Raw genomic sequence first — 11,998 nt, 5'->3', positions numbered from 1 at the left:
TCAAGTTAACAGCAATTGCAGCGTCCTTGCGTGGGCAGCAGTCAAGGAATCTACCCGATGGAGCCGGTGGGGTGGCAGGGCGCCGGCTGTTTTCGCCTTACCTGACGTTCGTCTCAAGGCTTTTATTGCAGACCCTAGCGGGTACCCAGCACATCGCGGATGTTGTCCACCACATTGTTGTCCTTGATCACGTCACTCAACCAGCCTTCCAACGGCATGTTGCCCCACTTGATCGCACGTTCGATCAGGTAGGGTACCGGGCTTTGCGGCTCGCTCTGTTTGAAGTACTGGGCGATGCCCGCAAGCATGGTGAATGCCTCGTCGCGGGTCAGCGGGGTGGTGCGCAGGGCTGCAGGCGCGGTCGTCGGGGGCGTGGCATTCATCGCTTCACCTGCTTCGTGGAGGTTGGCGTCCGTGGCCTGAGGCTGTGCTTCCTCCGGGATGGCGGGGTGTAGCTCGACGCCGCGGTCCTTGAGCAGTTTTTCCGCCAGTTGGCTGGCACGCGAAAGCATGTCGGCAAGGCTGGCAAAACTGGGCGCCTCGTGGCCGAACAGGCGGTCGGCGCTGGCCTGCAGGCGTTTGCATGCATTCAGGCTGGTAGCGATCTGCTGGGCCTTGGCGCGCAGGTAGTCGGTGTCGGTAAGCGCTACCGAACGCTGGAAGATCTCGGCGTTGATCTTGCCTTCGTTCAGTGCTGTCTGCATCGCCTTGGGGTTTTGCAAGGCGAGGTTTTCTACATGGCGTGATTCGTCATAGCGCAACACGCCAAAATGCTGCCCCTGGATAATGGGCAAGCCACCGGCAATGTCGGTGAGCGTGGTCTTCAACCAGGACAGTCGCGCCGCGCGCTCGTCCAGGCCGTCTTCGAGGGTGGGGTACAGCGTTTCCCAGAACGCAACCAGGAGCTGTTCGGTCAGCTCGAGGCCAAAGGTGATGCCTTCGAAGTGTTCACGTTGGGCCAGCCCCTCGCAGAGCCAGGCCACCAGCATCAGGTCTTTGCTTTGCTGCGCAAGCCCTTGAGCCGACAGGTTGATCACCTGCTCCCAGTCGGCAGTCTTCAAGTCGGTTTGCCAGTCGCCCTGGGTCAGGTAGTCAGGGTCCGCCCGGCGTGCCTCCTTGATCTGGTCGAACAAGGCAGAGAAGCTCAAGTCTTCACCACTGCCACCCTCGATAGGGGCGACCAGTGTGGCCAGCGAGAGGTCATTGAGAATTTCAGGCATAGAACACTCTGGACATGGCTAATGAACAGCGCGCCAGAAAACCCGGCGCGCTGCGGAACACAGGCCGCCGAAGCGGCCCATGGTTCGGTACGTGCTTAGGCAAACACTTTGTTCGCGGTGCGGTCCCAGCCACCTACGATGTTGCCGCCGGCCTGGCCGTCGGTGCGGTTCTGCTGGGTGTAGGTGGTTTTGATGCGGGCAAAGTTGAAGCTGATTTCTTCAACTGGCAGGTCGCTGACCGCCTTGTCTTCACCACTCTGGTTGCCACCGGCGACAAACCTGACCGAAGAGACCACCACTTCTTCCATGTCGATGGTCAGGTAGGTGACCTTGTCGCCACCGGCGCGGTTCACGTTCAGCTTCAGCTTGGCGATGTGCTTGCCGGTGCAGCAGTGTTCGAACAGTTTGGCCGATGCCTTGTCGACTGCCTTGCGGATCTTGAAGTCGCTCAGGGCAACGCGCTCGGAGGACGCACCGCCCGAAGAGCTGGCGGTTGCCGACGTAGCCTGGGTGGCGCCGTACTCGTAGCCCAGCACTTCGATCCAGTCCTTGTGTTTTTCATCCAGTACTTCGCCTGGGATGCCGTCGATTTGGATATACGCGTCAAATGCCATTGTGAAACTCTCCATTAACAACATGTAAAGGGTTGCTCATGCGCCCCTTGGTTTTGACCTCGCCGGGCGTGCCGGCAGAGGTAGCTTGCCGCCGCCCGGGCCTCATCCTGTGAGGCCCCAGCGACCGGTTATTGCGGCGTGGCTCAGTTAAGCCCACGCACTTCGATTTCCACCCGGCGGTTGGGCTCCAGGCACTTGATCAACTGCGTTCGCGGTTGTTGCATGTCGCAGTTGACCAATGGCTTGCGGCTGCCTTCGCCCTGCGCGACCACCAGCTCGGCAGGTACGCCCTTGCCAACCAGATAGGTGCGGATGGTTTGCGCCCGTTGTTTCGAAACCTGCAGGTTGCCCTGGCTGTCACCCAGTTGGTCGGCGTGCCCCGAGATGATGATCTTGCCGATATTCGGGGTGTTCAGCAGCTTGCTGGCAATTGCGCTCAGCTGATGCTGGCCTTCGTTTTTCAGGCTCTGGAAATCGGCGCGGCCGAAGGCGAACAGGGTGTCGGATTCCAGCGTGATGGTCTCGATCGCACGCAGTGACTGGGCCCGCAGGCTGTCGATGTAGTTGCGCGAACTGGACATCAGGAAGGCGTTGTCGAGGATGCGCGGTACATCTGGCTCACGGATCTGGTCGCTATAGAACGTGATCTGGCGGCTGGCATACAGGTAGTCCTGGTTGCCACCGGCCTCGCTGCCAGCGGCGGCCATGCTCTTGCCGGTATGGCGGGCGATGGCCGGGTACCAGTAGTCCGGCAGGTGCGCCTTGAGAAACGCCGGGTCGGCATGCTCGCGCTGGCCCGGAGAAAGCATCACGTAAGTGTCCAGGGCCGCCTTTCCGAAATTGGCGATCGACTGGGCGCGGTTGTCATGGGGCAGCGCCTCGGCCTCTACGCTGTCAATGCCGCTCACTGGCTGCAGCTCACGGGTGTTGCGCTGGTAGACCTTGAGCGTGGTCAGCAGGTACAGGGTGCGGGTCAGATTATCGGCCGTGGGCTTTAGCATCACGTTCTGCAACATGGCGAAGTAGCGGTTGCGCAGCAGCGGCTCGACCTCATGGCCCTGGTACAGGCCCAGGCGCATGCTGAGGGGCACGCCCTTTGTGTGGTGTTGCTCATGGTAGTGAGCAGCCCAGAAGCGCAAGCGGTCGAGGCTTCGCCAGGCGGTGTACTGGCCGCTGGCCGCCTGGTCGTCGGCCTTGGCCTGGGCCAGTTCGTCGGCAATGCTGGCCAGGGTGGCGCGGTTGTTCAGGTACGACCAGCCCCACAGGCTGCACAGCACCAGTGCCGCCAGGCCGGCAGCGCCCACCCACCCGGCCTTGCGCCGGCGTTCACGGTGGTTGCTGGTGTACAGCGCCACCAAATGCTGGTCGGGAATGATCACTTTGCGGAACAGGCTGTTGATGAACAGCGGCGCCGGCTGGCTGCCGGAAGTGCCCGTTCCTTCTGCGTGTTCGAGCGCGAAGCGTTCGGCCACATGCTGGCCGTGGCAGCCCCACTGAGCCTCGTCGGCCTGCAGCGCCGCGGTGAAATAGAAACCGCGCAGCATTTCGGCATTCTGGTAAGGGTTGGCACGCAGCAGGCTGTCGACGAACTGATGCAGGCGCGGCTTGAGCGCGGCCAGTTCCAGCGGGAAGCGGTAGGCAGCGTTGTTCTGCCGAGTGACTTGTATGTCCTGCTGCACCAGCTGCTGGCTCGCCATCTGCCCCCAGTAACGGGTCAGCTCGTCCATCGCATTGCTGAAGCGCTGGCCCCAGTCGGCTTGCTCGTACCCCTTGTGAGAGAAGGTTTTACCCATCACTTCACCACGCGCGGCGTCGTCCAGCTGGCGATAGAACGCGGTGAAACCAGGGATCAGGTCGCACTTGGTGAAAACCAGGTAGATTGGCAGGCGCACTTCAAGCAGCGCGCAGCTTTCCTGAATGCGTTCGCGCAGGCGCTTGGCCACGCGCTCCTGGTCTTCGACCGAGCCATGCAGGATATCGGCGATGCTGACGCTGACGATCAAGCCGTTAAGGGGACGGCGCTGGCGGTGCTGGCGCAGTAGTTGCAAAAAGCCGCGCCACTTGCCGGCTTCCTCGGGGCTGTTCATGTAGCGCCCGGCAGTGTCCAGCAGTACCGCTTCAGAGCTGAAGAACCAGTCGCAGTTGCGCGTGCCGCCCAGGCCCGCGACCCGCACGCCTTCGCGCTCGGCATAGGGGAAGTTAAGGCCAGATTGCAGGATCATCGTGCTCTTGCCGGCGGCAGGCTGGCCAATGACCAGGTACCAGGGCAGGGCATACAGGGCATCCTTGTTCGAGGTACCGCGCGGCTTGTTGCTGTGCAGGCGCTCGATGCCCTGCAGCAGGCGCTCGCGCAACAGGCTGACTTCTTCCCGGTCGGCCGGGGCTGCACTGAGTACGGCCTGGTCGGCGTCGTCGCGCAGCAGGCCTTCAAGGTTGTGGTGCTGACCCACGCCGCGGTACAGCAGCAGTACATAGCCCGCCGACAGCAGCAGAAACACGCCGATCCCGGCCAGCAGGCTGTGCAGCGAGGCGAAGCCGAAGGCTCGGCCGATGGCCCAGACCAGGAAGATCGCCAGGAAGAACGCCACGCCCAGCAGGTAGGGTTGGTAGCGCAGGCAGTAGTACTTGAGCTTGTTCATACAGGCGTCGCATCCAGTGCATCGACGAACTGGTCGATGACATGTTCAAGGGGGCGGTCGTAATCGTGCAGCCGTGGCACCGTTGTCAGCGGGCTGAGCAACTCCAGGTGCTGGCGCGGGTCGGCACAGCCACTGAGCAGGCGGTAGGCACAGCTGGCGTGGCGCGCCGGGAAGCAGTACAGCTGCGGGTGCATGAAGTCGTCGGCCAACAGGCTCACTGCCGGTAGCGCTCGGTGTTCGCTCATGCGGGCCAGCCAGGTCAGCCACAGGTCGGCAGTGGGGTTTTTAAGGCCACGTTCGGCCGGCAACGGCAATTCGATGCCGCCTGCAAAGTCGCCCAGCAGCGAGGCACGGCCGAGCTGCAGGTGGGCGAGGGCAGTGGCACTGTCGAAACCTGGCCAGGACCCATGAAGGGCACGGGCCACATCCGTGAAGCTGAAATCATGCAGGAACTTGGCGTGCACCCGGCGGAACAGGTCCAGGTCCTGGCCCTGCAGCGGGCGCAAGGCCTTGATCCGTTCGAACAGGCGGGCGCAGTCGGCGCCTTGCACGGCCTGGTGCAGCATCGGCTTGATCTGCGCGCTGAACAGCTCGCCAAGCGTGAACGGGTTGACCAGCCCAGTACTGTCATCGCCCTTGAGCAGCTGGAAGATGAAGAACGGGTAGCGCCGCTGGCTGGCATCGCGCGAGCTGAGCAGGCCACCCAGTAGCCAGTTGCCGTTGCGTGCGCGGTAGGTGAAAAAACACATCGGCAGCGCGTCGAACAACGCCTGCCAGTCATCGCGGTAGCGCATGGCTGCCAGCGATGACTGCAACCAGGCGTCGAACTCGCAGACTTCTTCCGCCGCCCCATGCAGGCTGACGAAATCTGCGCTCGACGGCAGCTTGCCGAAGCAACCGATCATTGCGCGCCCCTGCTGTTGAGGGCGCTCAGGGCCTTGACGTCACCCAGATCGGTCAGCTTGACCCCACCGAAGTTGCGCACGACAAGGCTTACGCGGCCGCTGGCGGTGTTCCAGCTGAAGCGTTGCTGAATGCCGTCCAGGTCGTCGACCCGAGCGCTCTCGTTCATGCGCAGCAGGCCCCACCGCCCTGGGAAATCGAACACGGTGACCCGTGTGCCGCTCAGGGTGACGACGTCCAGGCGCGCGCCCGGCGCGGTGCTGGTGCCCGGCCAGGCGAAGCGGTTCCAGCTGCTGCGGCCGTTGCGGTAGTGCTGCTCCTGGCCATCGAGCGTGAAGACGATGTCGGTGAAGTTGGCTGAAGGTTCCAGCATGATTTCGAAGCCGTTGTCACGGTCCGACAGGCTGGCGATCACCTGGCCCACGGAGCTGGCCTTGTCGATGCTGTTGAGCATGCCAGGGTTGACCAGCGCCGGCCCCTTGCCATCGCCCACACCCAGACCTTCACCACCGGCCAGGTTGCCGATTTCGTTGCGCTTGAAGGCCGGCAGCAGGCCGCTGTCGGGATCCACGAACCGTTGCAGGTCTTTCACCGAAGCCTCGTTGCGGCTGCTGCCGGCAATCGGGTAACGGTGTGCCATGACCTGCTCCCAGGGCTTGGCGATCTGCTGCGCCCAGGCCTTGGCGATCTGCTCGCCGGCCGGGTCGCGCAGGGTCGTCCAGGCATACTGGATGGGCAGGCTGAACAGCCCCTGCAGCGAGCGCGACAGGCCATCCTGGCTGGTGTCGACGCTGCTTTCCACGTAATTGCGCACGGTGGTGATTTCGCTCGGCTGGCCTTCCAGGGTCTCGCTGATCAACTGTTTGCTGCTCTTGCCCACATCCTGCGAGCGCTGGATGTTGTTCATGCGCACCTTGAGTTTGCGCAAGGCGGCCAGGTAGCGGTCCATGATGGTGCTGTCGGCGCCTTCGGCGTTGTTTTCGGCGAACACCCGCGCCACCGGCTCGAAGCGCTTGGCCAGGCTACCGTCGTCCACCGCCGGCAGGGCCGGGGCGACGTTGGCAGGCAGGGTGTCGTTGGCGTCGAACAGACCGGTGACCTTGCTCCAGAAACCGTCATTGCGGGTGGTGCCGGGGGCCGGGATGGCCTGCTTGACCGGCAGGTCCCACTGGGTATTGTCGTTGACCGCCTGCAGCAGGTTCTTCACTGGCGAGTTCTGCACGTCGCTCAACAGCCCCAATTCCCGGGTCGCCGAGGCCAGGTCGGCGAAGTGGCGCACGCCAACGCTGCTGACCATCTTGTACCAGGCCTGGGTGTAGTCGCGCTTGTAGCGGGTCATGAACTCGCGCACGAAGTTGGCCTTCTGCACGATGGCATCGCCGCCTTCGCCGTCCAGCACCCAGTCCGACTCGTTGCGCAGATTGCCCGACACCAGCTTGATCAGCTCGGGCTTGACGAAGGTGTCCCAGCCCTGGCGGGTGTAGATCGCCGGCACACCAGCGGTTCCGTACAGCAGCGCGCGGCCTGGTTGCGGGACCAGGTCGTTGAGGCTCAGCGCCGGGAACTGCCGGCTCGACTCGAGCTGCAGGCGCAGGTACTCGCGATCGACCAGCGAGCTGGAGATCATGAACGACTTGAGGTTCTGCCGGGTTTCGTTGATCAGCTGTTCGTTGCGCGGCAACGACGGCGCTTGGCCCTGCTCCAGCAACTGCACGTACAGCGGGGCATTTTCCGCGATCACGCCAGCGTCGGCCGGGGTGCCTTCGCCTGCGGCGCTGGCCCAGGCCTGGGGCAGGCTGGCAGCGACGAAGGCCGGGTCTGGATGGGCCTGGGGCTCGGTCAGCAACAGGTACAGCTTGAGGGTGTTGTAGGCCTCGATGATCGAGGCCACCTGCTGCTCGTCCAGGCGCCCGAGCATTTCTTCGGACAGTGACAGCCCACCGGTGGCGGCGGACAGCTCGGCGCCATCGCTGGCAGTGGCCAGGTTGACCTTGGCGGCATAGGCGCCAGCGCGGGTGTTGCCCAGCGCGGCCTTGGCCCTGGCTGCAACGGCAGGGACCAGCGACTTGCCATTGCGCTTCTTCGGCTGCGGGGCCGGGGTGAATTCCAGCTCCTGGTTGATACCGTTGGCGAAGGTATTGAACGCCCGCATCTGCACTTGCAGGCTGCGTGCGATCGGTTCCAGCGCCTGGCTGCGCAGCTGCGCCAGGTAGGCGCTGCGGGTCACCTGGTGAATCGCCTCGCCCTGGTACAGGCCGCCACCCAACTGCAAGGGCACTCCCTGCAGGCGATGGGCTTCGACGTTGGCCATCTGTTCACGCAGCACTTCCAGGCCCTTGCCTGCGGCCAGCTGCTGCTCGCGGTCTGCTGCCTGCTCGATGTGCGCCAGCTGCCCGCGCAGGCTGTCCAGCCACTGGCGGTTATTGGCGAACGACACCGCTTGCCAACCGATGAACAGCACCCCGGTGGCGGCGGCCAGGCCCAGTAGCAGTGGGCTGAACGCAGCCTGGCGGCCCAGGCGCGACTGGTAAAGGATCAGGTCGCGGTCGGGGAAGATCACCTGGCGGAAAGTGTCGGTGATGAAGTAGCTGCGGTTGCCCAGGGCCTTGCCGACGTGCCCGGCCTGCTCATCGTAGGCGGCCTGCAGGGCGAATTCGTCGGCGATGACGTCTTCATAGACCTGCCCCAGTTGCTGCCCGTTCTGCAGTGCACTGGTGAAATACAGGCCACGCAGCAGCAGCGGGGCACCGCCGCGATGGCCGCGGGTGAAATGGTCGAGGAATTGCTCGAGCACACCGCTGAGGGCGGCGAAGTACTGCGGGAAATTCAGCAGGGTGCTGTCGGCTTCGGCACCGAGGGCGATCATCTGCGCGTCGACGTGCTGGCGAATATGAGCTTGCAGCTTCTTCAGGCGCGTCTGCAGCACGGCGTGCAGGCCGTTGGTGCGTATTTCCGAAAGGCCAAAGGTCATGCCCAGCGGCTGCTGGCGTTCGTGCAGGTCGAGGCCGTCGAAAGCCTGGCTGAAGCCCGGCAACTGGTCGGTCTTGCTCAGCATCAGGTAAACCGGCGGGTTGGCATCGAGGCATTCGGCGTATTCTTCCACCCGGGCCACCAGCTGGGCCGCCAGGGCATTGCGCTCATCGCTGTTGGCCGCCAGCAGTTCGGGCAGGCTGACCACCAGGACCAGGCCATTGATCGCCGCTTTGCCGCGCTGCTTACGCAGCATGCGCAGAAAGGCCGAGAACTCGCTGGCCGACTGGTCGTCGCGCAGGTAGCGCCCGGCGGTGTCGATCATCACGGCGTCGGGGCTGAAGTACCAGTCGCAGTGCTGGGTACCGCTTTCGCTGTCGTTGGCCGTAGCGATGCTGGCCGACAGGCCGGAATGGGTCAGCAGCGAGGTCTTGCCGGCCGCCGACATGCCGACCACCAGGTACCAGGGCAGGTCGGACAGCGCCGCCTTGCCGCCGCCACCCGCGGAGCGGTCGGTGCGCAGCATGGCGATGGCGTGCTTCAGGCGCTCACGCAGCACCTGCTGGTCACGGAACTCGCCAGTGGCATTCCACGAGCGGTCGACCTCGATCTGCAGCAGGTTCTCCAGGTTGTGTTCGGCGCGAATGCGCTGGTATTGGCGCAGCACGATTACCAGCAGGAAGCAGGCACTGATGATTGCCAGCGCTTCAGGCACATGATGACGCAGCCACGGCACCAGCGGCGCGGCCAGCCAGCAAATCAACAGGCTAGCCAGCCACAGCAATGGCAGCAGCACCCAGAAACTTTTCAACAGACGCAGTAATGTTTTCATGTCTTCCTGACTCGGCTACCTGGTATGTGCTCAGGCACTGAACAGCTGGCGGATTTGTTCGGACAGGGCGGCGACGTCCTTGTCCAGCAACCAGTCCAGCGTCAGGTACACGGCGACGCAGACCAACGCGATCAGCGCCAGATACACCCACAGCGGTACTTCGTGGCGCAGCATCTGCGACACCTGGTCGGGCAGTGCCCAGTCCGGTGAAAGGGCTTTGGGCGCCTTGCGGTAGCGGGCAATATCCTGGCCCAGGGTATTGGCCAGGTAACGCAGCTGGTCTTTCTGCCCGAGGCTGAACTTGCCCTCGAAGCCCAGTGCCAGGCACAGGTGGTAAACCTCGAGCACGTCGATGTTCTGCTTGACGTCGGCGCGCAGCCCATCGACCTTCTCGAAGAAGCCTTCGCCGGCCAGGTGCACGCCGAAATAGCGGAACTGCAACGGCTGCAGTTCAAAGTGCCGACGCAGCGCGTTGTCGTCCGAGCGCAGTACGCTTTCGTCGAGGAAGGCGCACAACGCGTATTGGGTGTCCTTGACCTGCTCGACGCTGTAGTTGGCGGCACGGGCATCACGTTCCAGGTTGGCGAAGAAGCGTTCGACGCTACCTTCGAAGGCCTGCACCGAGGTGACCTGGCGGCCGCGACGTACGATCAACGCCATGCTGATGAAGTCCTGGACCAGGTCCTTGAGCGTCGGTTTGTCGCTGGCGGCCGGGACGGCGCCCTGTTGCAGTACGGCTTCGGTCATTTGAGCACCGCCATCAGTTCAAGCTTGAGGTTGGTAAAGGCGCTGGGCGCATAGAAGCAGATGGCCTGGGCGCTGATCATTCGCTCATACACAGTGCCGTGTGGTTCGATGGCGAAGTACTGGTTGTCCAGGCGCACCGGAATCGCGTTCGGCAGCCGCGCGGCATGATTGAGGGTGACACCCGGCATGGCGCTGTTGACCACCACTTCAATGTCTTCCGGCGAACCGACCTTGAAGGCACGGGGCACCAGCTCCAGCAGGCTGGCGCCGGGCATGTCGGCATGCACGGCGATATAGAAGTCGGCTTCGGCCAGGCGCGGGTCGTGCAGTTGGCCTTGCCAGTGCGATGGCTTGGTCTGGGTCAGGTTGATGACAATGCACTGGTTGGGCACGACGTTGTCGAGCATCACCCGGATCATCTCGTCGAGCTTGACCAGCGACGCGGCCGGGTCGTGGTGGTCGTACTCGGGGATGTCGCTGAGCTGGGTGTCCAGGGTGAAGGTCAGCAGGCCGCCGGCCAGGTCGGCCAGGAACAGGTACAGGCGCTCCGGGTGCATGCGCGGGTGGGCCAGTAGATGCGCCAGCTGCGGGTGGGCACGGTTGACCGTGTTCAGCAGCCAGAACAGGGTCACATCGCTGGAGCCGAACTCGGCGATCTGGTCGGCGCGCTCGCGGCGTCGGCCGGAAAGCGCCTTGCTCTTGGCCTGCAGGGCGCCGAGCAGGCGCTTGCCGATGCCGGCAATGGTCTCGTGGCTGCCCAGGTGCAAGGTGGGGTGGACGAAATGTGGGTCAACGTTGAAACCGCCCATGCTGTTGCGTGTCAGCTTGGCCAGTGGGCAGTGGCTGTACCCGTCGAGGCTGTCACCGTCGACCAGCAGTACGACGTTCAGGCGCAAGCTGGTGATTTCGTTTTCCAGCTCGCCTTCATTAAGGTCGGGCAGGGTGTCGAACTGCTTGCGGAAGCGCCGTGCGGCCTTGTGTTCGTGGCCATCCTCGACGTAGTTGAGGCCGAATGGCTCGGGCAGCTTGAGCGCGGCATACACCTTCAGGTCGTTGGCCTTGAGCAGGTCCTTGAGGTCGCGCGCGGCCGGCAGCGGATCGTGCTGCGGCGCGTCGTAGAGGCTGCCATCGGGGAACACCAGCTTCAGACGCTTGAGCTGCAGTGAACCATTGGCCAGGGCGTCCTCGTCCACCTGCAGCGCCTGAACCCCCCAATGGAAAGGGGTGCTGCGCAGGGTCGCCTCAGCCAACTGGTGCTGATGGAATTCGTCCTGATATTGGAAGTGCTGGGGCAGCAGGAACATGCCTTCCGACCACATCACCCGGCTCTGCTTGCTCATTTGACGCTATCCACTAAAGAATTGAAGGTTGAATCCATGGCGTTGCTGGCCGACTGGCTGGCGGCGTCGGTGGCTTTGTCGATGGCCGCGTCCTGCACCTTGTCGGTGAGGGTCGCGTCGGCATCCTTGGCCTTCTGCGCAGCGGCAAGCTGGTCGGCGGTCGGCGGTTTGTTCAGTACGTCCACGCCCCGCATGGCGCTGATTTCGGTGTTGTCCACCAGCACCCGCAGGCCGTCGGAGGAGAACCAGATACCGTCCTTACGCAGCGAGTTGGCGTCGAAGGCGACTTTCCAGCGCGCGTCCTGCTCATCGCGGAAGAACGCCGCCACGCCGACGTAGCGCGCGTTCTTGGCCAGCGGCCACTGGTCGATCTGGCCAATGCCGGGCAGCAGGGTGATCTCGCGGGTTTCCACCAGGGTGTTGCCCAAGGCTTTTTCCGGGGCGTCCCACAGGGTCTCGGCATCGGTAGCCGCGAAGCGCTCGAGGTCGGTCAGCTGATACACGCGCATCACCACCGACAGCGGCTTGCCCTCGGCGTCGGGGTTGAGCTGGTTGCCGCCGTCGGAGGTCAGGATGACCTTTTCGCTGTCGGCCAGCATGTCGGCCGCCCAGCTGTCTTCCATGCGCTTGCCGATACGGTCGGTGACCCCGCAGCCGGCCAGCGCCACCAGCAAGGCGGCTGCGGTCAGGCGTTTGAGGACGATGTGCTTGTGTTGCATGACGGCAAAACCTC

The 11,998-nt window shown here is 63.7% G+C and carries 8 protein-coding genes; all 8 read right to left on the bottom strand.

Translation table 11 applies throughout. From position 1 onward, the window contains the following. Positions 1 to 134 precede the first annotated feature (134 nt). The 8 genes from tssA to tssJ all read right to left on the bottom strand — a co-directional run bounded on the left by tssA (position 135) and on the right by tssJ (position 11,984). The gene (tssA, locus tag LMH93_RS14660; RefSeq protein ID WP_230064308.1) at positions 135 to 1,220 is read right to left on the bottom strand and encodes a type VI secretion system protein TssA; all 1,086 of its coding nucleotides are present in this window, start codon (positions 1,218 to 1,220) and stop codon (positions 135 to 137) included. Between the two features lie 95 nt (positions 1,221 to 1,315). Beyond that, positions 1,316 to 1,834 (bottom strand): Hcp family type VI secretion system effector, encoded by a 519-nt coding sequence (locus LMH93_RS14655; protein ID WP_003248334.1) that lies wholly within the window; start codon positions 1,832 to 1,834, stop codon positions 1,316 to 1,318. A gap of 143 nt (positions 1,835 to 1,977) precedes the next feature. After that, the gene (gene tssM, locus LMH93_RS14650) at positions 1,978 to 4,473 is read right to left on the bottom strand and encodes a type VI secretion system membrane subunit TssM (protein ID WP_230064307.1); all 2,496 of its coding nucleotides are present in this window, start codon (positions 4,471 to 4,473) and stop codon (positions 1,978 to 1,980) included. Next, positions 4,470 to 5,378, bottom strand: coding sequence for a type VI secretion system-associated protein TagF (tagF, locus tag LMH93_RS14645; RefSeq protein WP_003248338.1), 909 nt, complete (start codon positions 5,376 to 5,378; stop codon positions 4,470 to 4,472). The genes tssM and tagF overlap by 4 nt, the downstream gene beginning before the upstream one ends. Next, positions 5,375 to 9,178, bottom strand: a complete 3,804-nt coding sequence (locus LMH93_RS14640; protein WP_230064306.1) for a type VI secretion protein IcmF/TssM N-terminal domain-containing protein — start codon at positions 9,176 to 9,178, stop codon at positions 5,375 to 5,377. The genes tagF and LMH93_RS14640 overlap by 4 nt, the downstream gene beginning before the upstream one ends. Before the next feature lie 30 nt (positions 9,179 to 9,208). Next, positions 9,209 to 9,925, bottom strand: coding sequence for a type IVB secretion system protein IcmH/DotU (icmH, locus tag LMH93_RS14635; RefSeq protein WP_003248342.1), 717 nt, complete (start codon positions 9,923 to 9,925; stop codon positions 9,209 to 9,211). Beyond that, complete coding sequence (tssK, locus tag LMH93_RS14630) at positions 9,922 to 11,265, bottom strand: type VI secretion system baseplate subunit TssK (protein WP_230064305.1); 1,344 nt, start codon at positions 11,263 to 11,265, stop codon at positions 9,922 to 9,924. Before tssK ends, icmH begins: the two co-directional genes overlap by 4 nt. Beyond that, a complete protein-coding gene (gene tssJ / locus LMH93_RS14625; RefSeq protein WP_014860349.1) occupies positions 11,262 to 11,984 on the bottom strand; it encodes a type VI secretion system lipoprotein TssJ in 723 nt (240 codons plus the stop codon). The genes tssK and tssJ overlap by 4 nt, the downstream gene beginning before the upstream one ends. Between the last annotated feature and the right edge of the window lie 14 nt (positions 11,985 to 11,998).

This window comes from Pseudomonas sp. CIP-10, assembly GCF_020911845.1.
GTDB classification, from domain to species: domain Bacteria; phylum Pseudomonadota; class Gammaproteobacteria; order Pseudomonadales; family Pseudomonadaceae; genus Aquipseudomonas; species Aquipseudomonas alloputida.
This window is presented reverse-complemented; position numbering and strand designations above follow the sequence as displayed.